This window comes from Streptomyces sp. PA03-6a, assembly GCF_033792765.1.
Taxonomy (GTDB): domain Bacteria; phylum Actinomycetota; class Actinomycetes; order Streptomycetales; family Streptomycetaceae; genus Actinacidiphila.
In genome coordinates, this window is the sequence record NZ_JARAVK010000065.1 from 16,215 (window position 1) to 40,598 (window position 24,384).

At 73.7% G+C, this 24,384-nt stretch carries 20 protein-coding genes, 4 tRNA genes and 1 pseudogene; 12 read left to right on the forward strand and 13 right to left on the reverse strand.

The window, feature by feature from the left end; translation table 11 throughout:
- Positions 1-167 precede the first annotated feature (167 nt).
- The 6 genes from PV350_RS17770 (at position 168) to PV350_RS17795 (ending at position 3,080) form a co-directional block, all read left to right on the forward strand.
- A tRNA-Gly gene (locus PV350_RS17770) sits at positions 168-240 on the forward strand.
- 16 nt (positions 241-256) lie between these two features.
- Positions 257-328 (forward strand) — tRNA-Glu (locus PV350_RS17775).
- Positions 329-348: 20 nt separating this feature from the next.
- Positions 349-420: transfer RNA gene (locus tag PV350_RS17780), tRNA-Trp, on the forward strand.
- A gap of 14 nt (positions 421-434) precedes the next feature.
- A tRNA-Ala gene (locus PV350_RS17785) sits at positions 435-511 on the forward strand.
- A 27-nt stretch (positions 512-538) separates the two neighbouring features.
- Positions 539-1,900: an SDR family NAD(P)-dependent oxidoreductase gene (locus PV350_RS17790; protein ID WP_499515167.1), complete on the forward strand. Its 1,362-nt coding sequence runs from the start codon at positions 539-541 to the stop codon at positions 1,898-1,900.
- A gap of 1 nt (position 1,901) precedes the next feature.
- Positions 1,902-3,080 (forward strand): leucine-rich repeat domain-containing protein, encoded by a 1,179-nt coding sequence (locus tag PV350_RS17795; protein ID WP_500334754.1) that lies wholly within the window; start codon positions 1,902-1,904, stop codon positions 3,078-3,080.
- Here the strand turns inward: PV350_RS17795 and PV350_RS17800 are convergent, their stop codons facing one another.
- From PV350_RS17800 to PV350_RS17845, 10 genes are read right to left on the reverse strand one after another with little or no spacing between them, the layout of a single operon-like run.
- Positions 3,081-4,937: an ATP-binding protein gene (locus tag PV350_RS17800; RefSeq protein ID WP_500334756.1), complete on the reverse strand. Its 1,857-nt coding sequence runs from the start codon at positions 4,935-4,937 to the stop codon at positions 3,081-3,083.
- Positions 4,934-6,334 (reverse strand): vWA domain-containing protein, encoded by a 1,401-nt coding sequence (locus PV350_RS17805; RefSeq protein WP_500334758.1) that lies wholly within the window; start codon positions 6,332-6,334, stop codon positions 4,934-4,936. The genes PV350_RS17800 and PV350_RS17805 overlap by 4 nt, the downstream gene beginning before the upstream one ends.
- Positions 6,223-7,278, reverse strand: a complete 1,056-nt coding sequence (locus PV350_RS17810) for a hypothetical protein (RefSeq protein ID WP_499515171.1) — start codon at positions 7,276-7,278, stop codon at positions 6,223-6,225. Before PV350_RS17810 ends, PV350_RS17805 begins: the two co-directional genes overlap by 112 nt.
- Before the next feature lie 37 nt (positions 7,279-7,315).
- Positions 7,316-7,936 carry a TetR/AcrR family transcriptional regulator gene (locus tag PV350_RS17815; RefSeq protein ID WP_500334760.1) on the reverse strand — a complete coding sequence of 207 codons (621 nt, stop codon included), beginning with the start codon at positions 7,934-7,936 and terminating at the stop codon, positions 7,316-7,318.
- Positions 7,924-8,673: an enoyl-CoA hydratase family protein gene (locus PV350_RS17820; protein ID WP_499515173.1), complete on the reverse strand. Its 750-nt coding sequence runs from the start codon at positions 8,671-8,673 to the stop codon at positions 7,924-7,926. Before PV350_RS17820 ends, PV350_RS17815 begins: the two co-directional genes overlap by 13 nt.
- Positions 8,673-10,262: a 4-coumarate--CoA ligase family protein gene (locus PV350_RS17825; RefSeq protein ID WP_500334762.1), complete on the reverse strand. Its 1,590-nt coding sequence runs from the start codon at positions 10,260-10,262 to the stop codon at positions 8,673-8,675. The genes PV350_RS17820 and PV350_RS17825 overlap by 1 nt, the downstream gene beginning before the upstream one ends.
- Before the next feature lie 30 nt (positions 10,263-10,292).
- A complete protein-coding gene (locus PV350_RS17830) occupies positions 10,293-11,495 on the reverse strand; it encodes an acyl-CoA dehydrogenase family protein (RefSeq protein WP_500334764.1) in 1,203 nt (400 codons plus the stop codon).
- The gene (locus PV350_RS17835) at positions 11,492-13,381 is read right to left on the reverse strand and encodes an acetyl/propionyl/methylcrotonyl-CoA carboxylase subunit alpha (RefSeq protein ID WP_500334766.1); all 1,890 of its coding nucleotides are present in this window, start codon (positions 13,379-13,381) and stop codon (positions 11,492-11,494) included. The genes PV350_RS17830 and PV350_RS17835 overlap by 4 nt, the downstream gene beginning before the upstream one ends.
- A gap of 13 nt (positions 13,382-13,394) precedes the next feature.
- The gene (locus PV350_RS17840; protein ID WP_500334774.1) at positions 13,395-14,933 is read right to left on the reverse strand and encodes an acyl-CoA carboxylase subunit beta; all 1,539 of its coding nucleotides are present in this window, start codon (positions 14,931-14,933) and stop codon (positions 13,395-13,397) included.
- 20 nt (positions 14,934-14,953) lie between these two features.
- A complete protein-coding gene (locus PV350_RS17845) occupies positions 14,954-15,751 on the reverse strand; it encodes a TIGR03084 family metal-binding protein (RefSeq protein ID WP_354795259.1) in 798 nt (265 codons plus the stop codon).
- A gap of 200 nt (positions 15,752-15,951) precedes the next feature.
- Between PV350_RS17845 and PV350_RS17850 the strand changes: the two genes are divergently transcribed.
- On the forward strand, positions 15,952-16,911 hold the full coding sequence (locus tag PV350_RS17850; RefSeq protein ID WP_499515177.1) for an AEC family transporter: 960 nt from the start codon (positions 15,952-15,954) through the stop codon (positions 16,909-16,911).
- A gap of 9 nt (positions 16,912-16,920) precedes the next feature.
- On the opposite strand, the gene PV350_RS17855 is transcribed toward PV350_RS17850, so the two are convergent.
- Complete coding sequence (locus PV350_RS17855) at positions 16,921-17,556, reverse strand: HAD family hydrolase (RefSeq protein WP_500334776.1); 636 nt, start codon at positions 17,554-17,556, stop codon at positions 16,921-16,923.
- A 140-nt stretch (positions 17,557-17,696) separates the two neighbouring features.
- Here PV350_RS17855 and PV350_RS17860 point away from each other — a divergent pair, with 140 nt between their 5' ends.
- Positions 17,697-18,158 (forward strand): GNAT family N-acetyltransferase, encoded by a 462-nt coding sequence (locus tag PV350_RS17860; protein WP_500334768.1) that lies wholly within the window; start codon positions 17,697-17,699, stop codon positions 18,156-18,158.
- Positions 18,159-18,213: 55 nt separating this feature from the next.
- On the opposite strand, the gene PV350_RS17865 is transcribed toward PV350_RS17860, so the two are convergent.
- A complete protein-coding gene (locus PV350_RS17865; RefSeq protein ID WP_499515179.1) occupies positions 18,214-19,179 on the reverse strand; it encodes an acyl-ACP desaturase in 966 nt (321 codons plus the stop codon).
- An 89-nt stretch (positions 19,180-19,268) separates the two neighbouring features.
- The gene (gene ddaH / locus PV350_RS17870; RefSeq protein ID WP_500334770.1) at positions 19,269-20,045 is read right to left on the reverse strand and encodes a dimethylargininase; all 777 of its coding nucleotides are present in this window, start codon (positions 20,043-20,045) and stop codon (positions 19,269-19,271) included.
- 99 nt (positions 20,046-20,144) lie between these two features.
- Here ddaH and PV350_RS17875 point away from each other — a divergent pair, with 99 nt between their 5' ends.
- The 4 genes and pseudogenes from PV350_RS17875 to PV350_RS17890 form a co-directional block, all read left to right on the forward strand.
- Positions 20,145-21,785: an ABC-F family ATP-binding cassette domain-containing protein gene (locus PV350_RS17875; RefSeq protein WP_499515181.1), complete on the forward strand. Its 1,641-nt coding sequence runs from the start codon at positions 20,145-20,147 to the stop codon at positions 21,783-21,785.
- A gap of 112 nt (positions 21,786-21,897) precedes the next feature.
- The gene (locus PV350_RS17880) at positions 21,898-22,386 is read left to right on the forward strand and encodes a glutathione peroxidase (RefSeq protein WP_499515182.1); all 489 of its coding nucleotides are present in this window, start codon (positions 21,898-21,900) and stop codon (positions 22,384-22,386) included.
- Complete coding sequence (locus PV350_RS17885) at positions 22,383-23,096, forward strand: L,D-transpeptidase family protein (RefSeq protein ID WP_500334772.1); 714 nt, start codon at positions 22,383-22,385, stop codon at positions 23,094-23,096. The genes PV350_RS17880 and PV350_RS17885 overlap by 4 nt, the downstream gene beginning before the upstream one ends.
- Before the next feature lie 351 nt (positions 23,097-23,447).
- Positions 23,448-24,384 (forward strand): annotated as a pseudogene (locus PV350_RS17890) (FUSC family protein); the annotation flags it as partial.

A 24,384-nucleotide genomic window follows, 5' to 3' on the forward strand; every position in this document is an offset into this window, starting at 1 on the left:
TGGGTGTGGGGGTAGCGCAGGAGTTCGACCCGATCGTGCGGTGGTGGCATGAGCGCGTCAAGATGCGTACGGTGCCTTCGGCTGTGAACGCCCGGAACCCTCCGGTGGATTGGCCGGTGGGCCGCCCTGAGAGGTCCTGCGTGACGCCGGTACGATCGGCGCAATGCCCGGACGTAGCGCAGAGGCAGGCGCACTGTCTTGCCAAGACGGATCACGCCGGTTCGAATCCGGCCGTCCGGGCAGTCCGTGACACATGGGGCCCGTAGGGCAGAGGCAGACCCGCCGCCCTCTCAAGGCGGATACGCCGGTTCGAATCCGGCCGGGCCCCCGATAGGATCATCGCAATGCCCGGATGTAGCGCAGAGGCAGGCGCTCCGTCTCCACAACGGGATCACGCCGGTTCGAATCCGGCCGTCCGGGCAGTCGGAGCACACGGGTCCGTAGCGCAGAGGCAGGCGCCACCACCTTCGCAAGGCGGATCACGCCGGTTCGAATCCGGCCGGACCCACCAGGCAGTGCCGGACGTCGGGCAGGGGCAGTGGGGGACACGGGCGACATCACCGAGGCCGAACTCGCCGTCTTCGACGCGGTGGTCGGCAAGCTGCGCGCGCTGCCCGTCGATGATCCGGTACGGCTGAGGGCCGAACAGGTGGCCGCGTCCTTCGCCCGGGACGGACGGCTGCGGCGCAGGAAGACCCGGCGGGACGACCGGGCCGTGGCGGACGCCGAGGTCGTGGCGGCCACCGCGACCGGTGCGCGGGAACGCCGCGAGGACGCGCCCCTCGACGCCGCCGGAGAGGGCGGCAACGCGGGGGAGTTCGCCAGACCCCGCCGCTGCTACGTCTGCAAGTCCTTGTACCGGCAGGTGGATGCCTTCTACCACCTGCTCTGCCCCGCCTGCGCCGCGGACAACACCGCACGCCGGCGCCTGCGTACCGACCTCGGCGGCAGACGCGTGCTGCTGACCGGCGGCCGCGTCAAGATCGGCTTCCAGCTGGCTCTGATGATGCTGCGCGACGGGGCCGAACTCCTGGTCACCAGCCGCTTCCCCCGGGACACGCTGCGCCGCTTCACCGAGGCGCCCGGCAGCGAGCAGTGGCTCCACCGGCTCACGGTCGTCGCCGTGGACCTGCGCGACCCCCGTCAGGTCGTCGGCCTGTGCGAACGGCTCCGCGAGACAGGGGAGCCGCTGGACATCCTGGTCAACAACGCGGCCCAGACCGTCCGGCGGCCGCCCGAGTCGTACGCGGCCCTCACCGCGGGCGAGCGCGCGCCGCTGCCCGCCGGGCCGCGGCCGGGGGCCATGCTCACCGCTCCGGGTTTCGGCACCGCCCGGGCGCTGCCGGCGGCCGCCGGTCCCACCGCCGAACTCCTGCTGGCCGGGACCGACGAGGCCGGGCTCCTGCCCGACACCGCCCCGGAGAACTCCTGGTCGGCGGAGCTCGGCGGCCTCGACCCGGCCGAGGTGCTGGAGACCCAGCTCGTCAACTCCCTCGCCCCGGCGCTGCTCTGCGACCGCCTGCTGCCGCTGCTGCTGGCCTCCCCGCGGCCGCGCCGCTACATCGTCAACGTCACCGCGGTCGAGGGGCGCTTCACGGTGCGCAACAAGACCGCCGGCCATCCGCACACCAACATGGCCAAGGCCGCCCTCAACATGCTGACCCGCACCAGCGGACCCGCACTCGCCACGCAGGGCGTCCACATGTGCAGCGTCGACACCGGCTGGATCACCGACGAGAACCCGCTGCCGAAGAAGAGCCGGCTGGCAGACCGGGGCTTCCGCACCCCGTTGGACGTCGTGGACGGCGCGGCCCGGGTCTACGACCCGATCGTGCGGGGAGAGGCCGGGCACCCGCTCTCCGGCGTCTTCCTCAAGGACTACCAGGAAGCCGAGTGGTGAGATGACGGACGACCGGCCCCCGTACGCGGGCGTCCCCGAGATCGTGCCGCGCCCGCACGCCGACCTCGAACCGCTGCTGGGCTGGCTGCGCGGCGGCGAGGGCGTGGCCGAACGCCGGGACTTCCCGGCCGGCACCGCCCTGCCCGACGGGCGCCTCGACCTGTGCAAGCAGGCGCTGGGCCCGGAGGGGGCGGCCGCCGTCGCCGAGGCCCTGCGTCAGGCACCCGCCACCGGTGCCGTACGCCACCTGCTGCTCGGCACCGACGGACTGGGGGACACGGGCGCCGCCGCCGTCACCGAACGCGCCGGGGGCACCGGAGTCGAGACGCTCTACCTGGGCTGCAACGGCATCACCGCGGGTGGCGCCTGCCGCGTCGCGGACAACCTGCGGGCCTCACCGCAGGCCGTCACCGGGGTCTGGCTGAAGCGCAACCCGCTCGGCGGCGGCGCGGGCGAGGCGGGTGCCGGACTCGTCGAGTCGGCACGGTCGTTGCGCACCCTGGACCTCGTACAGACCGGACTCGACGCCGCGGGCCTCGCCGTACTGGCCGACGCCCTGGTCGTCGCCGCCCGGTCGGGACGAGCCGTGGAGCGGCTGTTCGTCGGTGGCAACGCGCTCGGCACGGCCGGAGCCGCTTGCCTCGGGACCGTCATCACGGCAGGAGCGGTTGCCGAGTTGTACGTATCGGCCGCCGGCCTCGGCGACGAGGGCGCCCTCGTGCTCGCCGAGGCCCTCGCCCGGGCGCCGCACGGCCGGCTCACCCGGCTCTCCGTGGCCAGCAACGGCATCGGACCGGTGGCCTGCGCCCGCCTGGTCACCGCCGCGACGGCCGCGGGTGTGGAACTCCTGGACCTGGGACGGGTCAAGGCCGCCCGCGTCCTCGGCGCCGCGGACAACCAGGTCGACGTCGAGGCGGCCACGGCGATGGCCGCGGCACTCACCTCGGCGCCGCACCGGCTGACCCATCTCGTGCTGACCCACACCGGAATGCGCAGCCGGGAGGCGCACCGTCTGCTCGACGCCGCCCCGGCGGCGGCGACCGCGACCCGCTACGTCCTCGGCAAGGGCATCGCGACCAGCGTCCGGCGGCGGCTGGACGCGCTCAGCGCGCACCTGCCTTCGCCGGCCGTGCCCGAGGACGTCGCCGCCGTGCGCAGCGTCCACCGCACCGCGCGCTGATCAGCGGGGCATGCGGGCGAAGGTCTCGATCCAGAAGCGCTGCGTCTGCTCCGAGGCGCCCACCAGGTAGGTCGAGCGCAGCTTGGGCGGCAGCAACGCCACCAGCCGGGCGACGGCCTTGCGGTGCCGCTTGAGCTGGGACAGCTCCGCGTTGGCGATCACCTGGTGGACGACGTCGCTCTCGTCGTTGCCCTCCCCGGACTCCTCCCGGGCCCGCCGCAGCCGTGCCTCCCAGGCGTCCACGTCCCGCGCCAGTTCCCGCAGCCCGGTCACCGAGCGGTTGGCGAGCCGGTCGACCAGTGCGGTCAGCGGCACCGGGGCGTACTCGCCGTCGCCGAGGTAGACGGTCGCCATCTGCAGGGGCAGACCGCGCTGGTGGAGCTTGATCAGCCGCTCGATGGTGCGCTTGGTGATCCAGGCGCGGCCGTCGTCGTCGATGTCGTGCTTCCACCACTCCAGCACGGTCTCGGCGAGGCTGCCGTACCGCGCGATCAGCCACTCGTTGGCCGGGATGTCGCCCGGCTCGACGGTGAGCGAGGCCGTGAAGCGCGTCGCCTGGGCGATGTTGTTGCGGGACACCATCAGCCGGCGGCCCAGATGGTACGGCGGGTTCTGCACCGCTATCTGGGCACGCAGGTTCTCGATCGGGCGCCCCGCCAGCGACCACTCCTGCGTGATCTCCATCAGTTTGGCGAACGCGGCCTTGTCCTTGGGCCGGTTGTACTCGTCCCAGACGATCGCCTTCGCCTCGCTCCCGGTGAACTTCTGCGCCAGCAGGGTGTCCAGCGAGCCGTCCCGGTCCGGGACGGGCGCGCACAGGTCCTCGACGTTGGTGACCGGCAGCGAGAAGTACAGCGGGTCACGGCCCAGGTCCTCGCGCAGCGTCTCGCGCACCACCTCGGTCTTGCCGCAGCCGGGCGGCCCCTGGAGCAGCACCGTCCACCGGTTGCGCAGTGCCGCCCGCACCACCGAGCGCACCGGGTCCGGCACGGTCGCCGGGTTGGGCACGCCGAGCTCCGCGGCGATCCGGTCCAGGATCTCCGACGTCCGGTCCTGCCCCGGCCTGCCGTCCGGCCGGGGCTCCGCCAGGCGCAGCCGCTCGCCGCCCACCAGCGGCAGCCCCCAGCGCAGCGGGAACCCCTCCCGCGCGTTGGCGAGGACGTGGTCGAGGGTGCGCGGGGAGAGCAGCTCGCGGACCGCCGGGCCGAGCGACGCCCACAGGGCGAAGACCCCGTTCAGGTCCCAGTCCCGGTACTCCTCGGCGAGCTTGCGCCGCCACGCCGTGTCGTTGGCGGTCACCCGCACCGTGACCATGCGGTCGAGGACGGCCAGGTCGCCGCGGCGCGCGGCCGTCTCGGACAGCGACTCGTTGTCGCTGAGGAACACCCCGACGCAGCCCAGCGCCCGCAGGTCGTACTCGCCGAGCGTCCAGTTGCAGGCGATCTGCATCAGCTGCGACTGGATCGTCTCGCCGGCCTGCAGCGAGTCGTCGATGAGCAGCACGAACGGACGCCCCGGCCGTAGCTGGCTCATCACCAGCTGGCGCAGCACCAGTTCGTCCGAGTGCGGGTCGCGGACCGGCGCGTTCACCAGGAGGTCGTCCGGGGTGAGGTTGGCGGCGGGCACGTAGACCAGCTCGGCGTGCGGATGGGCCTCGGCGACGTGCGAGAAGAACGTCGAGGTCTTGCCGATGCCGTGCTCACCGAAGACCTGCCCCGTCTGCCCCATGTCGATCATCGCGTCGATGAACGACTCCAGCCGGGAGGCCTCCGGCCGGCCCTCGGGCGGCCGTGGATAGGTGGCGTTGGCCTGCCAGGGCCGGGGGCCGGCCGTGGCGGTCGCCGCGGTGGTGGTCATTTCGCTCCTGTCGTCACGCGGTGGCAGGCCATGGGCGGGGTGTGGGCGTCGGGCCAGTCGTCGCCGCCCTCGGTGATCAGCCATATCCACTTGTCGGGCTCCTGCGGCGTGATGTGCGGGGCGTAGCCGTCGGTCAGTACGACCACCGCGTCCGGACGCTCCTCGAAGCGCCGCCCGTTCACCTCGGTACGGCCCTCCACGTAGTCGGCCACGGCCTGGAAGCTCGTGCCCCCGCCGCCGTACACCCGCTCGCCGGGGGCGAAGGGCATCACGACGCCGTCGAAGGAGAGCCAGTGGGCCTCCACGCCGTCGATCCGCCCGACGAGTTCGGTCAGCCAGGTGATGACGGAACCCGGCATGGACCCCGAGGTGTCGTAGGCGATGACCAGCACCTTGTCGCGCACGGGGCCGCGCCGCGACAGCATCGGGTCGTGGCCGAGCGCCGCCAGCAGCGCGCCCCGCTTCTTCGGGTAGACCAGCCGCTCGCCCACGCGCAGCTTCGAGGCGACCACGTCGACCAGCCACCGCTGCCACCAGTCCACCCGCCGGGTCCTGACGGTCTCGCCGCGCAGCGTCCCGGCGCCCAGCTGTCCCCACAGCCGGGCCGTGCGCTCCGAGGCGTCCTCGGTGCGGCCCATGAGGTCCAGCAGCTCGCGCTCGGCTCCGGTGTGCCCGCGGCGCGCGGCCAGCAGCGAGTTCAGCAGGGAGGAGGAGACCAGTGCGTCGATGGTGCCCTGGTCGCCCGGTACGCCCTCACCCTCGAGGTGCACGCACGACGACGTCAGGGGCACCGGCGGGTGCTTCATCCGCTTGAGCTCGGTGTAGACGCCCATGTCGGTCTCGACGAACTCCGCATAGGACAGGGGTGTCAGCCCCTGCTCCGTCAGATCCCGCTCGTACGCGGCGTGGACCTCGTGCGGATCGACGCCCGTCGGCCGGCCGTCCCGCAGCGGCAGGGCCTGCCGCCGCAGGCGGACCAGCGCCACGTGGTTGATCGCCACCTCCGCCGCGGTGGAGAAGACCGGGTCCTCCCGCAGTGCGGGCTCGGCGAACAGATGCCGGTGCACCACGTGCCGGGCCTCGTGGAAGAGGACGAACTTGACCCCGTCCAGCCCCAGGTCGACGAAGAACGCGGGGTTGTACAGCAGGAGGACCGAGCCGTCCCCCGAGGCCACCACCGCCGCGGTGTCCACGGCCGTGGTCGGGATCTGGTGCGGGCACTTGGCGTACAGCCAGGACGCGACCGCCGACTCGGTCAGCCCGAAGTCCAGCAGCGCGGCCTCCTTCAGCCGCTCGGCCTCCGCCACGACGACCGGATCCGCCGGATGCCACTGCTCCAGCGCCCGCCGGTCGGCGAGGTCGACCACGGGTCGTCGCCCGCGCTCGTCGAATCCCATGTCGGCCCCCCACGTTCGTGCCCCGGACCCTCCTGGTCCCTTGGTGACTCAGTGTTACCAGAGGCCACTGACAACGGGCCGTCGGCTCCCTCCCCGGCGCCCCCTGCGATCGCCCCCGCCGTCGAGATCAGCTCCGGCAGCGTGCCCGTGAACGTCGGCAGGAGCTGCGTCAGCACCGCCCACGCCTCGGTGTTGCCGCCCAGCTCCGCGCGCACCAGCGGCCGCAGCGCGTCGGCGGCCTCCGGCAGCCGCAGCGGGAACGCCCAGCGGCCCATGGCCAGGACGTGCAGGGCGTCGCGTGCCGGACGCGTGCCGGTCGCGTATGCCGCCGGGCCGTCCACCACGCCCGCGTCGCGGAGCCGGTTGGTGAACTTGCGGTGCGTGCCGAACTGCGTGCGCAGCTCCGGCGGGCAGTCGGGGCGGATCGCCAGTGCCCAGCGGGCGTAGCCCGGCAGCGGCTGCTCACGGTCGGCCTCGGCCACCGCGGCCCAGTCGTCCCGCCCCACCGTCAACGCGGCGGCTCGGCCCTGGGACATGCCCGTCACGGCACGCAGCGCGGCGACCAGCGCCTCCGGCCCGGCCGGCAGGGCGAGTTCCGGCGCCGGAAAGTGCGCGAGGTCCGCGTGCACCTGCACTCGTCGGGAGCGATCCGGTCCGTACGGAAGGCCGTTGAGGATGTCGTACCGGACGCGGTCGTCGGTCCGCCAGTGGTGGTACACCAGCGCGTTGGTCCGGGGATCGTCCTCCTGCAGGATCCACCAGAGCACCGACGCCGGCAGGTTGTGCCACGACGGGCCCCACATCAGGTGCTCCGGGGGCTTCGCGACGGCCGCCGGATCCTCCTCCGGCACACCCGTCCGGCTCCGCGCACGCGCGGCGAGCGCCGGGTCGACGAGACCCAGCAGGAAGCCCAGTCCGCCGGCGGACACCCCCTCGTTCAGCATGCCGTGATCGTCTCACCCGGCACCGACAGGGGGCGACTCAGATTCCGCGGCGCAGCACCCCGTCCAGGACCGCCGACCACTCGCGGACGATGCCCGCCCGGCGGGCGCTGTCGTCGCTGAGGAGGTTCGCCAGCCCCAGGCCCCGGGCCATGTCGAGGGTGGCCTGGACGGTCTCCCTGACCCCGGCCACCGCCTCGTCCGCGCCGAGCATCTCCACGGCGAGCCGGTGCGCCTCCCGCCCGATGCGCGCCTCCAGCGAGGTGACCCGGGGCCGCAGTTGCTCCTCGTTCGCCGCGGCGACCCACAGGTGCAGGGCGGCCCGGAAGATCGGCCCCGTGTAGAGGTCGACGACCATGCCGACCACGGCGTGCGTGCGGGGCACGCCGTCGCGGGGGAGGGCGTGCGCGTGCTCGCGCAGGGCGACCAGCCACTGTTCGGCGACGAACTCGATCGCCCCGGTGAACAGGTCCTCGCGGGTGGGGAAATGGTGCTGGGCCGCGCCCCGCGACACCCCCGCGCGCTCGGCGACCACGGTCACCGTGCTGCCCGCCCAGCCGCGTTCGGCCAGGCAGGCGACGGCGGCCCCCAGCAGCCGCTGCCGGGTGGCGCGGCTGCGGTCCTGCTTGGGCATACGGGTGCCGGCGCTCACAGCGCCCATGGTGCGGCCCGCCGTTCGAGGAACGCCCGCATCCCCTCCGCTGCCTCGGGCGAGCCGAACAGCCGGGCCGACCGCTCGGTCAGCTGCGCCGCGTCCCGGTCGAAGACGCGCAGCACGGCGGCCGTCGTCAGCGCCTTGGACTCCGCGAGCCCCTGCGGCGAGGCCGCGCGCAGCCCGGCGAGGATGCCGTCCAGCGCCTCCTCCGGCGCGGCGACCAGGCCGGTGCGGACGGCCTCCGCGGTGTCGAAGACCTCGCCCGTCAGGTAGTGCCGCGCGGCGGCCCGGGCGTCCATGCGCGGCAGCACCGTCAGTGAGATGACGGCCGGGGCGAGGCCGAGCCGCGCCTCGGTGAAGGCGAAGCTCGCCCCCGCCCCCGCCACCGGGACGTCACAGGCCGCCAGCAGCCCGAGGCCGCCCGCGCGCACGTGACCGGTCACGTGCGCCACGACCGGCTTGGGCAGTTCCACGATCGCGCGCAGCAGCGCCACCAGCCGCCGCGGCCCCTCCGGCGACGCCGCCTCCTTCAGGTCCGCGCCCGCGCAGAAGGTGCCGCCGGTGTGCGTGAGCAGCACCGCCCGCGTGGCCGGGTCCTTGCCGGCCCGGGCCAGCGCGTCGGACAGCTCGTCGACCATGCGTGCGGACAGCGCGTTGCGGTTGTGCGGGGAGTCCAGCGTGAGCGTGGTGATTCCCCGGTCGTGCGCGCTGCGCACGCAGGGTGCCGCGGCGTCGTCGGTCATCAGGTGGTTCCCCTTTCCCGGGCGCGCAGTTCACGCCGGAGGATCTTGCCGCTCGCGGCCCTCGGTATCGCGTCGGTGAACTCCACCCGGCGCACCTTCTTGTACGGGGCGACCTGCGCGGCCACATGCGCGATCACGTCGTCCGGCGTGAGGCCGGAGCCCTGCTGCGGCACCACGTACGCCTTGGGGATCTCGTTGCCGTCCTCGTCCACCACGCCGATGACCGCGGCGTCGGCCACCCGCGGGTCGGTGAGCAGCACCGCCTCCAGTTCGGCGGGCGGCACCTGGTAGCCCTTGTACTTGATCAGCTCCTTGACCCGGTCGACGACGTGCAGCCACCCGTCGGCGTCCACCCGGCCGACGTCGCCGGTGTGCAGCCAGCCCTCCTCGTCGATCATGGCGGCGGTCTCCTCGGGCCGTCCCAGGTAGCCCTTCATGACCTGCGGACCGCGGATGTGGATCTCCCCGGTGCCCTCGGCGGCGGCGTCCTCGTCCTCCTCGCCGAGCGGCACGATGCGCATCTCGGTGCTGGGCAGCAGTTTGCCGACCGCGCCGGGTGGCGCGTCCCGCGAGTCCAGCGGCACCACGTGCGTGCCCGGGGAGAGTTCCGTCATCCCGTACGCCTGCAGGATCGGCGGCAGGCCCAGCCGCTTGGAGCAGGCATGGGCCAGCTCCGCGTCGAGCGGGGCCGCCGAGCACAGCACGTACTCCAGCGAGCTCAGGTCGTGCGCGGCGACCGCCGGGTGCTTGGCGAGCGCGAGCACGATCGGCGGGGCCACGAACAGGCCCTGTACGCGGTGGGTCGCCACCGCCTTCAGGAACTGCTCCAGGTCGAAGCGCGGCAGCACCACGACGGTGGCGCCCTTGCGCAGCGGTGCGTTCATGAGCGCGGTGAGCCCGTAGATGTGGAAGAACGGGAGCACGGCCAGGATGCGGTGCCCGGGCCCCATCGACAGCGTCGGGTCCAGCTGGGCCAGGTTGGTGGCGATGTTGCGGTGGGTCAGCATCACGCCCTTGGGTACGCCGGTGGTGCCCGAGGAGTACGGCAGCGCGGCCAGGTCCTCGCCCGGTTCGAAGGCGATCTCCGGCTCGGGGGCGGTGGAGCCCAGCAGGTCCAGGACCGAGCGGTGGCCCTCGGCGCTGTCGCAGACGAGGATCTCCCGCACGCCGCCCGCCTGCTCCGCCGCCTTGCGGGCGGTCTCCAGCAGCGGCGAGACGGTGACGATCCACGAGGCGCCGCTGTCCCGCAGCTGCCGCGCGAACTCCTCGGCCGTGGCGAGCGGATGGACGGTCGTGACGGCCGCCCCGGCGCGCGTGGCGCCGTAGAAGACCGGCGGGTAGGCGATGGTGTTGGGGCTGTGCAGGGCGAGGACGTCGCCCTTGCGCAGGCCCGACTCCGCGAGCGCCGCGGCGATGCGGCGGGTGAAGGAGTCGAGCTGCGCGTAGGTGAGCGTCGTGCCCTCGACCCCGTCGACGAGCGCGGGCCGGTCGCCGAACCCGGCGGCGTGGCCCAGCACGGCCTCGTGGATCGGCAGGTCGATGGCGGGAACCGCGGGGTACTCGCTGTGGAACACGGCCGGCTGTGCCATGGCCGTTCCCCCCTCCTCGGTAGGACGTGCTCAGTAGGACTTGGGCAGACCCAGCGTGTGGTGCGAGACGTAGTTGAGAATCATCTCCCGGCTGACCGGCGCGATGCGACCCACGCGCGACGCCGTGAGGAGGGAGGCCAGCCCGTACTCGGCCGTCAGCCCGTTGCCGCCCAGGGTGTGCACGGCCTGGTCGACGGCCTTCGCGCCCGCCTCGGCCGCCGCGTACTTCGCCATGTTGGCGGCCTCACCGGCCGCCATGTCGTCCCCGGCGTCGTACAGGAACGCGGCCTTCTGCATCATCAGCCGGGCCAGTTCCAGCTCGATGTGGGCCTGCGCCAGCGGGTGGGCGATGGCCTGGTGCGAGCCGATGGGTGCCTTCCACACCTGCCGGGTGCGGGCGTAGTCCACGGCGGCGTCCAGCGCGAAGCGGCCCATGCCGATCGAGAAGGCGGCCGTCATGACGCGTTCGGGGTTGAGGCCCGCGAACAGCTGCAGCAGCCCCGCGTCCTCGTCGCCCACCAGGGCGTCGGCGGGCAGCCGCACGTCGTCCAGGTAGATGTGGAACTGCTTCTCGGGCGCCGACAGTTCCATGTCGATCGGCCGGAACTCGAAGCCCGGCGTCTCGCGCTCCACGACGAACAGGCACGGCTTCAGCTTTCCCGTACGGGCGTCCTCGGTGCGGCCCACGATGAGCGTCGCGTCGGCGATGTCGACCCCGGAGACGAAGACCTTGCGGCCCGTGAGGAGCCAGTCCGAGCCGTCCCGGCGGGCCGTGGTCGTCAGGCGGTGCGAGTTGGAACCGGCATCCGGCTCGGTGATGCCGAACGCCATCCGCGTCGAGCCGTCCGCGAGCCTGGGCAGCCACCGGCGCTTCTGCTCCTCGGTGCCGAAGCGCGCGATGACCGTGCCGCAGATCGCGGGGGAGACGATGAGCAGCAGCAACGGGCAGCCCGCGGCGCCCAGTTCCTCCAGCACGATGGCGAGTTCGGCCAGGCCGCCGCCCCCGCCGCCGTGCTCCTCCGGCAGGTTGACGCCGAGGTAGCCGAGCGCGCCGGCCTCCTGCCACAGCTTGTCGGTGTGCCGCCCCTCGCGGACGGCGTCGAGGAAGTACGAACGCCCATAGCGGCGCCCCAGGTCGGAGACGGCCTTGCGCAGTGCACGCCGCTCCTCGCTCTCCAGCAGGACGTTGTCGAAGGTGCCTGTCGGTCCGTTCACAGCGGGCGTACCGCTCATGGGGAATCCTCCTGAACGACGGCGAGTACGGCTCCGACGTCGACCTGGCGGCCGGCCTCGGCGTGCAGTGCGGTGAGCACACCGTCCGCCGGGGCGGCGACGCGGTGCTCCATCTTCATGGCCTCCAGCCACAGCAGGGGCTGCCCCGCGGCCACCTTGTCGCCGACGGCGACGTCCGCGACACGGACGACCGTCCCCGGCATCGGGGCCAGCAGCGAGCCGGGCGCGAGCTGGGTCTGCGGGTCGGGGAAGCGGGGGAGCGCGGTGAAGCGGTGGGAGCCCGACGGGCCGTCGACGCACACCTCGTCCCCGTAGACCGCGACGTCGAAGGCCCGGCGCACCCCGGCGACCTCCAGCACCACGTGTCCCGGCCCGTGCTCCAGCAGGCGTACGTCCGGGTGGCCCTCGGCGGCGAGGCCGTCGCGGCCGAGCCGGTAGCGGACCTCGTACTCCGCGCCAGCCGGCTCGGCGCGGTAGGTCTTGGACTGCGGCGCCGACCGTACGTTGCGCCAGCCGCCCAGCGGGTGGCGTCCCGAGGCGTCGGCGAGCGCGGCGGCCAGGGCCGACAGCCGCAGCGCGGCCCCGTCCTGCGCCGGCGCCGGGCCGAGCCGGTCGAGGAAGGCCGTCGACAGCCGCCCCGCGGTGAAGTCCGGGTCGCGCAGCACCCGTACGAGCAGGTCGCGGTTGGTCACCAGGCCGTGCACGCGGGCCCGCTCCAGGGCGCGAGCGAGCAGCCGCAGCGCTTGCGGGCGGGTGGGGGCGTGGGCGACGACCTTGGCGAGCATCGCGTCGTAGTGCACGCCGATCCGGTCGCCGTCGCCGAAGCCCGCGTCCACCCGCAGCCCCGGCGCCCGCGGCACCCGGAAGCGGCGCAGGACGCCGGTCTGCGGCTGCCAGTCGCGGGCCGGGTCCTCCGCGTACAGCCGGGCCTCGACCGCGTGCCCGGAGGGCGCCGGGGGAGCGGCCGGGAGCCGCCCGCCCTCGGCGACGTCCAGCTGGAGCGCGACGAGGTCCACGCCGAAGACGCACTCGGTCACCGGGTGCTCCACCTGGAGACGGGTGTTCATCTCCAGGAAGTACGGCCGGCCGTCCGCCGACACCAGGAACTCCACCGTCCCCGCGCCGACGTAGCCGATGGCCCGCGCCGCCGCCCCGGCCGCCTCGTGCAGTGTCCGGCGCAGCCCGTCGGTGATGCCGGGCGCCGGGGTCTCCTCGACCACCTTCTGGTGGCGGCGCTGCACCGAGCAGTCGCGCTCGCCCAGCGTCCACACGGTGCCGTGCGTGTCCGCCAGCACCTGCACCTCGATGTGCCGGCCGTCCTCGACGTACGGCTCCAGGAACACCTCGCCGTCCCCGAAGGCGGAGAGCGCCTCCGCGCGGGCGGCGGACAGCTCCTGCTCCAGGTCGGCCGCCTCGCGGACGACGCGCATGCCGCGTCCGCCGCCGCCCGCCGCCGCCTTGACCAGCACGGGCAGGTCGCCTGGACCGGCCTCCAGCACCGGGACGCCGGCCTCGGCCATCAGCCGCTTGGCCCGGGTCTTGGAGCCCATCGCCTCGATGGCCTCCGGTGTGGGCCCGATCCAGGTCAGGCCCGCCGCGATGACGGACCGGGCGAACTCGGCGTTCTCCGACAGGAACCCGTAGCCCGGGTGGACGGCGTCCGCGCCCGCGGAGAGGGCGGCCTTCACGATGAGGTCGCCGCGCAGATAGGTGTCGGCGGGCGCGTCGCCCGGCAACCGCACGGCGGCGTCCGCCTCCCGTACGTGCGGGGCGGTCGCGTCCGCGTCCGAGTGGACGGCGACCGTGGCGATGCCCAGGTCGCGGCAGGTACGGAAGACACGGCGGGCGATCTCGCCGCGGTTGGCCACCAGCACTGATGCGATCACGGTCAGGTGCTCCTCACATCCGGAAGACGCCGAAGCCGCCACGGGCGCCCTCGACCGGTGCGCTGTGGATCGCCGACAGGCACACGCCGAGCACCGTGCGGGTGTCGCGCGGGTCGATCACCCCGTCGTCGTACAGCCGCCCCGACAGGAACATCGGCAGGGACTCGGACTCGATCTGCTGCTCCACCATCGCCCGCAGCCCGGCGTCGGCCTCCTCGTCGAAGGGCAGGCCCCGGGCGGCCGCGGACTGCCGCGCCACGATGGACAGCACCCCCGCGAGCTGCGCCGGCCCCATCACGGCCGACTTGGCGCTGGGCCAGGCGAACAGGAAGCGCGGGTCGTACGCCCGGCCGCACATGCCGTAGTGCCCGGCGCCGTAACTCGCGCCCATCAGGACGGAGATGTGCGGGACCTTCGAGTTGGACACCGCGTTGATCATCATGGCGCCGTGTTTGATGATGCCGCCCTGCTCGTACTCGCGGCCCACCATGTAGCCGGTGGTGTTGTGCAGGAACAGCAGCGGGATGTCGCGCTGGTTGGCGAGCTGGATGAACTGGGCGGCCTTCTGCGACTCGGCGCTGAACAGCACGCCCTGCGCGTTGGCGAGGATCCCGACGGGATAGCCGTGCACCCGCGCCCAGCCGGTCGCCAGGCTCGGCCCGTACAGCGGCTTGAACTCGTCGAACTCCGAGCCGTCCACGACCCGCGCGATGACCTCGCGCGGGTCGAAGGGGGTCTTCAGGTCGGCTGGGACGATGTCCAGCAGCCCGTCCTCGTCGTACAGCGGCGGGTCGTAGGCGGCGGCCGGGGCGGGGCCCTGCTTGCGCCAGTTGAGCCGGGCCACCACCCTGCGGGCGGTGCGCAGGGCGTCGGGCTCGTCGAGCGCGAAGTAGTCCGCGAGGCCGGAGGTACGGGCGTGCATGTCCGCCCCGCCCAGCGACTCGTCGTCGCTCTCCTCGCCGGTGGCCATCTTCACCAGCGGCGGGCCGCCGAGGAACACCTTGGAGCGCTCCTTGACCATGATCACGTGGTCGGACATCCCGGGGACGTACGCGCCGCCGGCCGTGGAGTTGCCGAACACGACGGCGACGGTGGGGATGCCGGCCGCCGACAGCCGGGTCAGGTCCCGGAACAGCGCGCCGCCCGGGATGAAGATCTCCTTCTGGCTGGGCAGGTCGGCGCCGCCCGACTCCACGAGGTTGACCAGCGGCAGCCGGTTGGAGAGCGCGATCTCGTTGGCCCGCAGGGCCTTCCTCAGCGTCCACGGGTTGCTCGCCCCGCCGCGCACCGTGGGGTCGTTGGCGGTGATCACGCACTCGGTGCCCTCGATCACGCCGATCCCGGTCACCAGCGACGCGCCGACCGGGTAGTCGCTGCCCCAGGCCGCGAGCGGCGACAGCTCCAGGAACGGGCTGTCCTGGTCCAGCAGCAGCTCCACCCGCTCCCTGGCGGTCAGCTTCCCCCGCGACCGGTGCCGGTCCACGTACTTGGGTCCGCCGCCCGCGAGCGCCTTCTCGTGCTCGGCCTCCAGTTCGGCGAGGCGTTCCAGCATGGTCGTACGGTTCTCGGCGTTCACGCCGTTCCTCCCTCACGCGGCTCGCGACCCCGCCCGGGCGGTCCCGCGAAGGCCTGGGCGATGTCCAGCCAGCGGTCGGCGTCCTCGCCCTCGGCACGTACGGCCAGGTCGGCGCGGTGCCGGCGGCGGGTCGCCAGCAGGCACAGGTCCAGCGCCGGGCCCGTGACGCGCTGCGCTGCGTCCTTCGGGCCGTACGCCCACAGCGTGCCGTCGGGGGCCGACAGCTCGACCCGGAACTCCCCGGCGGGCGGGGTCAGCCCGTTGACGAAGTACGCGTAGTCGCGGGCCCGTACGGCGATCCGCGCCACGTGCCGCAGCCGCGCGGTCGGCGGTCGGCGGACGCCGAGGGCGTCCGCGACGTCCTCGCCGTGCGCCCAGCTCTCCATGAGCCGGGCCGAGGCCATGGACGCGGCGCTCATCGGCGGTCCGAACCACGGGAAGCGCGTCCCGGGCGGCTGCGCCCGCAGCGCGGCCTGCAGCTCCGCCCGCCCCGAGCGCCAGCGCGCCAGCAACTCGGCGGGCGGCAGCGCCGCGCCCTCCTCGGCGCCGGCGTCGACGAAGGTGTCGACCGCGGCGGCGGCCTTCTCCACCACGGAGCCGAAGCCCTCCGGGTCGGTGACCGCCAGCACGGACTGCCGGTCGGTCCAGGCCAGATGGGCGATCTGGTGCGCGATCGTCCACCCCGGAGCGGGCGTCGGCGCCGCCCAGGCGCCCTCCCCGAGCGGGGCGACCAGGGCGTCCAGGCCCTCGCTCTCGTCCCGCAGATCGTCCAGTACGGGTGTGGGGTCGGACAAAGGTCCCCCTGAATGACGCAGCGTCAGCGAAGCCGTGCGCGTCACAGGCTGGCACCGCGGCAGGAAACAATCAAGCGTGCTTGCATGATTTTCCGCCCGGGCCCCGGTGCGGCGGCCCGGAGGCCGCCTGATTGACTGCACCGGGCCGCCCGGCGATCCCGGGACCGCGCCCTACGGCTCACCGGACGACCCGAGGTTCCATGCACGCCCTGCCGCCCCTCCTGTCGGGCTTCGTCCCCATATGGGCCCTCAGTGCGGCGGGCTACGTGGTCGGCCGGACCGGGCTGCTGGGGCAGCAGGCGGAATCCGTCCTCGGGCGGTTCGTCTTCCACGTCGCCATGCCGGCCGCCCTCTTCGCCACGGTCGCCGGAACACCGTTGGACGCCTTCGCGAACACGTCCGTGATCGCCTTCGCGGCCGGAACGGCCCTGGCGTGCCTGCTCGGGTTCGCCGTCAGCCGGTGGCTCTTCGGGCGGCGCCTGCCCGACCAGGCGATCGGCGGCATGGCGGCCGGGTACGTCAACTCCGCCAACCTGGGCATCCCGGTCGCGGCGCAGATCCTCGGCGACGCCTCGTTCGTCGCCCCGGTACTGCTCTTCCAGGTGCTGCTGGTCACCCCGGTGATCCTGACCGTCCTCGACGCGGGTACCGGCGCCGCCGGGCGCGGGCGGGCGGGTGGCGGTGCCGCGCGCATGCTGCTGATGCCGCTGCGCACCCCGGTCATCCTCGGTGCCGCACTCGGCTGCGCGTTCTCCGCGGCCGGCTGGCGGCTCCCCGCAGCGCTCGGCCACTCCGTCGAGCTGCTGGGCGACGCGGGCGTGCCGACCGCGCTGATCACCCTCGGCATGTCGCTGCACGGCCGCCCGGCCGCCACGGGCCCGGCGATCCGGGCGGAGATCGGGGTCACCGTCCTCATCAAGACCCTCGTCCAGCCCCTGGCCGCATGGGCCGTCGGCAGCCTCGTCCTGCACCTGCCGGCGCAGCAGCTCTTCGCGGTGGTGATCCTCTCCGCGCTGCCGAGCGCCCAGAACGTCTTCATCTACGCACGCCAGTACGACCTGAGTACGGCCCTCGCCCGGGACGCGGTCATGCTCTCCACGCTGCTGTCGATGGCGACGCTCTCCGCCGCGGCCTGGGCCCTGGGCCCCGCCCACGGCTGAGTCCCGTCGTCAACGAACCGCCGCGACCAGGCGGCTCAGGGCGGGAAGCACCTCCCGCAGGTCCTCGCCGTCCACCGGGACGGTGGCCGCGGCCCGGGCGTCCGCCGAGGCGTTGAACGCCACGCTCAGCCCGACGGAGGCGAACAGCGGCAGGTCGGAGCGGCTGTCGCCGACGGCCCCGCAGGCGCCGGGGGCCAGGGCCAGCCCTCGCGCGTGGGCGAGGGCGAAGTCCCTCTTGCCGTATTCGTCGAAGTGCCGGGCGACCCGGCCCGTGAACCGGCCGCCGGAGGTCTCCAACCGGGGGCCGCTGAACGCGTCGAAGCCGAAGCGCTCGCTCAGGTGGGCGCCGACCGGCGACCAGGCGAGGGTCGCCAGCACGGGTGCCAGTCCGTTCCTCCGGCACCAGGCCACCGTCTCCGTGATGCCCGGGACCAGGGGGAGCCCGTCGAGCCACCCGGCGACCCGCCCCTCGGGCACGCCCGCCCAGCCGGCGGCGTCCAGCTCGGAGACCTGCCGGTTGTCCATGGCGCCCCTGGCGTAGGCGTCCTCGGCCGCGGTCAACTCGTCCCGATGGCCGAGGAAGCCGGCCAGGAAGGCCGACGAGCTCGTGCCGGGCACGAGGGTGCCGTCGACGTCGAAGAACACCGCGCCCGAGCGACCGGAGGGGAACACCGCTCAAGGATGTCATCGGAGCCCATGCCTTCCCCGGTGGGTCGGGGCCCCCGGTCCGGGCCGGGGCCGGAAAACCCATGACGCCGCGGCCCGCGCGCTGCCACGCTCGTGGCATGGAAGGTGTCGTGATCCGTCCGGCCCGTTCGGAGGAGCTGCCGTTCCTGGACGCGTTGGTCCTGAGGTCGAAGTCGCACTGGGTGGGCGGTCGCGTGGAGGACGTCCCCGACGTGACGCCGAAGCTCACGGCGGCGGACATCGCCTTTCGGCACGCCACCGTCGCCGAGCAGGACGGCGTGCCCGTCGGCTTCTACACGCTCAACGAGCACGAGGACTACCTGGGGATCGGTCTGCTGTTCGTCGACCGGACGTCCATCGGCACCGGGGTCGGGGGCCTGCTGTGGGGCCATCTGGTGCGGCGGGCGGTCGCGCTGGACGCGCGCCTGCTCGGGGTCGGCGCGGAGCCGCGGGCCGAGGGCTTCTACCTGCGGATGGGCATGGTGAGCCGGCGCGCGTTCGAGCACAACGGCGAACGCCTGATCTGGATGACGGGCGAGGTCGCCACGCTGGCGCGCTGACCGGCCCGCCACGGTGGGGCGCCTCCGGGGAGGCGCCCCACCGCGCACCGCTCGGTCAGGCGCGCGCGGCCCGCCGGGCCATCAGGGCGTCCCGGCGCTCCTCGAACTTGCGGGCCTGGCTGTCCAGCTCGCCCATGAAGAAGCCCAGTTCCTCCTGTGCCTTCAGGCCCTCGGGGCCGAGCCCCGAGGTCTCCAGCACCTTCAGGTGCCGCAGTACGGGCTGGAGCACGTCGTCGTGGTGGATGCGGAGGTTGTAGATGCCGCCGATGGCGATCCGCGCCGCGGAGCGTTCGAAGCCGGGCATCCCGTGCCCCGGCATCCGGAAGCCGACGACCACGTCACGGATCGCCTGCATCGCCTGGTCCGGCGCCAGTTGCAGCGCCGCCGCCAGCAGGTTGCGGTAGAAGACCATGTGCAGGTTCTCGTCGGTCGCGATGCGCGCCAGCATGCGCTCGCACAGCGGGTCGCCCGACTCGCGGCCCGTGTTGCGGTGCGAGATGCGGGTGGCCAGTTCCTGGAACGCCACGTACGCCACCGAGTGCAGCATGCTGTGCGCGTTGTCGGACTCGAAGCCCTCCGACATGTGGTGCATGCGCAGCCGCTCCAGCTCCACCGGGTCCACGGCGCGGGTGGTGAGCAGGTAGTCCCGCATCACTATGGCGTGCCGGCCCTCCTCCGCGGTCCAGCGGTGGACCCAGGTGCCCCAGGCGCCGTCCCGGCCGAAGAGGGTGGCGATCTCGTGGTGGTAGCTGGGGAGGTTGTCCTCCGTGAGCAGGTTGACCACCAGCGATATCCGGCCGATCTCGGTGACCTTGGACTGCTCGGGCGCCCAGGCTTCGCCGCCCATCACACCGTCGTAGTCGCGGCCCTGGCTCCACGGGACGTACTCGTGGGGCATCCACTCCTTGGCCGCCTTCAGGTGACGGTTGATCTCGGTCTCGACGACCTCTTCCAAGGCGTACAGCAGCCTGGTGTCACTCCATGCTTCCGAACCGGCACTCTGGGACGGGGCAATGGTCACGCTGGGCTCCTGGCGGTTCGCTGAGAGTGCTTACGGAATCGTAAGTTACGAAACCGTAGGTTAGGTGCCACTGAAAAGGCAACCCGCCGTCAGGCGTACAGGTTCCGCAGGCGAACGGACAGGCAGGTCACGCATCCCTCGAGCTTCTCGAACTCACTGATATCCACTGATACGGGCTCATATCCCCTATCACCCAGCAGCTCCGCGCTCCTCGGCGCGCTCGCCGCCATCAGCAGCCGCCCGCCGCCGAGCAGCACCACGTGGGCCCCCGCCTCCTCCGGCACCGGCAGGAAGCGGGGGAAGACCGACGGGTCGTCAACCAGCGGCGGATACCCGATGACCGTGCCGTCGGGCAGCGCCGTCACCGCCGACTTCAGATGCAGCACCTTGGTGACGGGAACGGCGACCACCCGCGCCCCCAGCGGCTCGAACACGGACCGCAGCTGCCGGACGCCCTCGGCGTTGGTCCGCCCGCCCCGGCCCACGTACACGGTGTCCCCCGTCTTCAGCACGTCCCCGCCGTCCAGGGTGCCCGGCTCGCGCACCCGGTCGACCGAAAGCCCCAGCGCCGCCACCGCCTCCCCGACCCCGGCCGTCTCCGGGCGCCGGGACACGGCACCGGACCGGGCGAGCAGCGCGACGTCGCGGAAGACGACCACCGGGTCCTCCACGAAGACCGCGTCCGGGCAGTCGTCGGCGGCCGGCACCTCCACCGTCTCCCAGCCGGCGACGCGCATCGCCGCCACGTACCCCTCCCACTGGCGCGCGGCGAGGCCGGTGTCGACGGGGGAGCGCTCGACGTGCGTCACCAGCCCCTCGGCGAGGCGCGGACCCGGACGGCGGACGAGGGCCTTGTTGCTCGGCACGGTTGGTCCTCCCTGGATCGGGGACGGCCGGCGGCCGTCCCGGGGGCCGCACACGGGCCGCGGGGCGCGGGCCGGCGGGGCGATAGCATCGGCAGCCTGATGAGTGCCACTCTTGTCGTCAAGGATCTCGCCGCCGGCCACGGGGACCGCGTCCTCTTCTCCGGCCTCGACCTCGTCGTCGCCCCCGGCGACGTCATCGGCCTGGTCGGTGCCAACGGTGCCGGGAAGTCGACGCTGCTGCGCCTGCTCGCGGGCCTCAGCACACCCGAGCAGGGGCAGCTGCGGCTCAGCCCGCCCACCGCGACCGTCGGCCACCTCCCGCAGGAGCCAGAACGCCGCCCGGACGAGACCGTACGGGCCTTCCTGGCCCGCCGCACCGGGGTCGCGGCCGCCCAGGCCGAGCTCGACGCCGCCACGCAGGCCCTGGTCGACGGGGCGCCCGGCGCCGACGACGCCTACAACGACGGCCTGGAGCGCTGGCTCGCCCTCGGCGGCGCGGACCTCGAGGAGCGCGCCGAAGAGGTCACCGACTCGCTCGGCCTGACCGTCGGCCTCGACCTCCCGATGACCGCGCTGTCCGGCGGCCAGGCCGCCCGCGCCGGCCTGGCGTCCCTGCTGCTGAGCCGCTACGACGTCTTCCTGCTTGACGAGCCCACCAACGACCTCGACCTCGACGGCCTGGAGCGGCTGGAGGCCTTCGTCAGGGGCCTGAAGGCGGGCACCGTCCTCGTCAGCCATGACCGCGAGTTCCTCACCCGCACCGTGACCAAGGTCGTCGAACTCGACCTCGCCCAGCAGCAGGTCAACACCTACGGCGGCGGCTACGCCGCCTACCTGGAGGAGCGGGAGACCGCCCGCCGTCACGCCCGCGAGGAGTTCGAGGAGTACGCCGACACCAAGGCCGCCCTGGAGTCCCGCGCCCGGATGCAGCGCAACTGGATGGAGCACGGCGTCCGCAACGCCCGCCGCAAGGCGAGCGACAACGACAAGATCGGCCGCAAGCTGCGCTCCGAGTCCACCGAGAAGCAGGCCGCCAAGGCCCGGCAGACCCAGCGCATGATCGAACGCCTCGACGTCGTCGACGAGCCCCGCAAGGAGTGGGAGCTGCGCATGGAGATCGCCGCCGCGCCCCGCGCGGGCGCGGTCGTCGCCACGCTGCGCGGCGCCGAGGTCCACCGCGGCTCCGGGTTCACCCTGGGGCCCGTCGACCTGCAGGTCGACTGGGCCGACCGGGTCGCCATCACCGGCGCCAACGGTTCCGGCAAGTCCACCCTCCTGGCCGCCCTCCTCGGCCGCGTCCCGCTGGACGCCGGCGCCGCCCACCTCGGGCCCGGAGTCGTCGTCGGCGAGGTCGACCAGGCACGCAGGCTCTTCCTCGGCGGCGAGTCGCTGCTCGACGCCTTCTGCGCGGAGGTCCCCGACACGGCCCCCGCCGACGTCCGCACCCTGCTGGCCAAGTTCGGCCTCAAGGCCGCCCACGTGCTGCGCCCCGCCGCGACCCTCTCCCCGGGCGAGCGCACCCGGGCCGCCCTCGCCCTCCTGCAGGGCCGCGGCGTCAACCTCCTCGTCCTCGACGAGCCCACCAACCACCTCGACCTGCCGGCCATCGAGCAGCTCGAGTCCGCCCTCGCCTCCTACGACGGCACCCTGCTGCTGGTCACCCATGACCGCCGCATGCTGGAGGCCGTCCACACCACCCGCCGCATCCGGGTCGACTCCGGGCGGGTCACCGAGCACTGACGTCACGCCGCGGTCGTGCCGCGGACCCCCTCCCATGGGAAGATCGGCACCGTGACCGGGGTTGAATGGACGACCTGTGGTCCGTCCGCGCCCCAAACGAGGAGATCCGAACGTGAGCATCTACGACATCCCGCTGCGCACCCTCACCGGTGAGCCCGCCTCCCTCGCCGACCACCGGGGCAAGGCCCTGCTGATCGTCAACGTGGCCTCCAAGTGCGGTCTGACCCCGCAGTACGAGGGCCTGGAGCGGCTGCAGAAGCGGTATGCCGACCGTGGGTTCACCGTGCTGGGCTTCCCCAGCAACCAGTTCGCGGGCCAGGAGCCGGGCACGGCCGAGGAGATCGCGACCTTCTGCTCCGCGACCTACGGCGTGAGCTTCCCGCTCTACGAGAAGGCCGACGTCAACGGTGAGCAGCGGCACCCGCTGTACGCCGCGCTGACCGAGACCGCCGACGCCGAGGGCCAGGCGGGCGACGTCCAGTGGAACTTCGAGAAGTTCCTCGTCGGCGGCGACGGCCAGGTCGTCGGCCGGTTCCGCCCCCGCACCGAGCCCGAGGCCGACGAGATCGTCGCCGCCATCGAGGCGCAGCTCCCCGCTTGAGCCTGCGCGCGGCACTGACGCGCCTCGCCGTGCCGGCCGTCGTGGCCGGCACGGCGGCCGCGGTCCCCTGGTCGCCGCCCGCACTGCCGGACCGCATGGCGGACACCGGCGGCGGCACCCAGCTGATCACCGCGGTCGCCGCCTCCTCGGAGGCCACCACCGGGACGCTCACCTGGTGGGACCGCCGAGACGGCCGCTGGGTCGCCGCGGGCTCCGCGGCCGCCCGCTTCGGCGGCGGCGGCCTCGTCGAGGGCGGGACCCGGGTGCAGGACACCTCGACCACCCCGACCGGGCTGTACGACCTCCCGTTCGCGTTCGGCACCAAGGCCCCGCCCCCCGGCACGACGACGCGGTACCTGCCGGTCACCGAGGACTCCTGGTGGTGCCAGGACAACGCCTCGGACTCCTACAACCGCTGGGTCGAACCGCTGCCCGAGGACTGCGCCCCCGGGGAGTCCGAGCACCTCGCCGACTTCGGGCGGCAGTACGCGCACGCCCTCGTCATCGGCTTCAACTACCGCCACCCGGTCCGCGAACGCGGCGCCGGGATCTTCCTCCACGTGAACGGCCGCGCCGCCACGGCGGGTTGCGTCTCGGTCCCGGCCGGCGCCATGCGCCGCATCCTGGCCTGGGCCGACCCCGGCCGTGACCCCCACATCGCGATCGGCACGGAACCGGGCCGCGGCGGGACCGCGGTCACGCGGTACTAGGCCCCGTCGTCAAGGTCCCTCCCCCAACCTTCGGCCGGGGGTGCCCCCACCCCGCGGCGCTCCCCCAGCTGGCGCTGGGAGGTACCCCCAGGCACGGCGCTCCCCCAGCCTTCGGCCCGGGGGAGTTGTCGAATCGTCCGAGTAGCCCACTACGAGGACGATCCTCCGCCTTGCGATGCACCGCACCAGGGGGCACCTCCCAGCGAAGCTGGGGGGAGCTCCTTTGACGACGGGGCCCAGGCCGGTGCCGGGTCTCCCGCGGCCGATAGGCTGAGGTGGGGGAGGCGAGGGCCCGGAACCCTGTTGGCCTGCGTCTTTTCCTGACGCCGAGATCGTTCCTGTCCCGTGAGGATGCCCGTGCTGCCCCGTGGCCCCGGCCGCCGGCCCGTCGCCCTGCCGACCTGGCTGGCCCATCCGCTGCGCTGGCAGCGAGGGCCGGTGCCCTGGCCTGCCGTGCTGCGCGGGGCGCTGGCGGCCGGGCCCCTGCTCGCGCTGGGGATCGCGGTGGGACGCGTCGAGATCGGGGTGCTGGCCGGACTCGGGGCCCTGTTCGCGGGCTTCAACGACCTTCCCGGCACCCGCAGGACGGGCGTCGTCCACATCGGGCTGCCCGCGCTCGTCGCCGCGTTCGGCGTGCTGGTGGGTGCCGCGACGCAGGACGCCCTGAGCGGGTGGTGGGGGCTGCCGGTGCTCTTCGCGGTGGGCGCGGTGTCGGGCGCGGTCAGCGTGATCGGCCCGGTCTGCTCGCGGGCCGGGATGCAGGGGCTGGCCGCCCTGGTGATCGGGATGGGCCTGCCGCTGCCCGGCGGGCCCTGGTACAAGGCGCTGTGGTTCCTCGCCGGGGCGGGCTGCCTGCTCCTGCTGCGGCTCGTGCTGCGGCCGCCGCGCCCGTCCGGCGGGGCGCTGGAGGGCGAGCGCGCCTCGCTGGCCCGGATCTTCGACGCCCTTGCCGACGCCCTCGACGCCGTCGGCGGACCCGGGGCGGAGGCGGCGCGGCGCAGGCTCAGCGCCGCCCTGGACCGCGGTGACGAGGCGGTCCGGCTGCGCCGGCTCAGCCGGCGTCTGCTGCGTACCCGCGTACGCCGCGACGAGCTGCTGCTCGCCGAGCGCTTCGGCGTGGCCACCGAGCTGACCGACGCCGCCGCGGCCCTGCTCTGGGAGGCCCGTCCCCTGCCACCCGGGACCGGCGACGGCCCGCGGCGGCGCGCCGAGGCCCTCCGGCGGGCTCTTTCAAACATATCCCGGGCCCAGGGACCCTTCTACAACCCGTTTGCAGTTTTATGTCTTA

Bases quoted from the DNA above. Each gene is read 5' to 3' on its own strand.
- PV350_RS17795 (WP_500334754.1), top strand. From the start codon at position 1,902: ATGACGGACGACCGGCCCCCGTACGCGGGCGTCCCCGAGATCGTGCCG.
- PV350_RS17800 (WP_500334756.1), bottom strand. From the start codon at position 4,937: ATGACCACCACCGCGGCGACCGCCACGGCCGGCCCCCGGCCCTGGCAG.
- PV350_RS17805 (WP_500334758.1), bottom strand. From the start codon at position 6,334: ATGGGATTCGACGAGCGCGGGCGACGACCCGTGGTCGACCTCGCCGAC.
- PV350_RS17810 (WP_499515171.1), bottom strand. From the start codon at position 7,278: ATGCTGAACGAGGGGGTGTCCGCCGGCGGACTGGGCTTCCTGCTGGGT.
- PV350_RS17815 (WP_500334760.1), bottom strand. From the start codon at position 7,936: ATGGGCGCTGTGAGCGCCGGCACCCGTATGCCCAAGCAGGACCGCAGC.
- PV350_RS17820 (WP_499515173.1), bottom strand. From the start codon at position 8,673: ATGACCGACGACGCCGCGGCACCCTGCGTGCGCAGCGCGCACGACCGG.
- PV350_RS17825 (WP_500334762.1), bottom strand. From the start codon at position 10,262: ATGGCACAGCCGGCCGTGTTCCACAGCGAGTACCCCGCGGTTCCCGCC.
- PV350_RS17830 (WP_500334764.1), bottom strand. From the start codon at position 11,495: ATGAGCGGTACGCCCGCTGTGAACGGACCGACAGGCACCTTCGACAAC.
- PV350_RS17840 (WP_500334774.1), bottom strand. From the start codon at position 14,933: ATGCTGGAACGCCTCGCCGAACTGGAGGCCGAGCACGAGAAGGCGCTC.
- PV350_RS17850 (WP_499515177.1), top strand. From the start codon at position 15,952: ATGCACGCCCTGCCGCCCCTCCTGTCGGGCTTCGTCCCCATATGGGCC.
- PV350_RS17860 (WP_500334768.1), top strand. From the start codon at position 17,697: ATGGAAGGTGTCGTGATCCGTCCGGCCCGTTCGGAGGAGCTGCCGTTC.
- PV350_RS17875 (WP_499515181.1), top strand. From the start codon at position 20,145: ATGAGTGCCACTCTTGTCGTCAAGGATCTCGCCGCCGGCCACGGGGAC.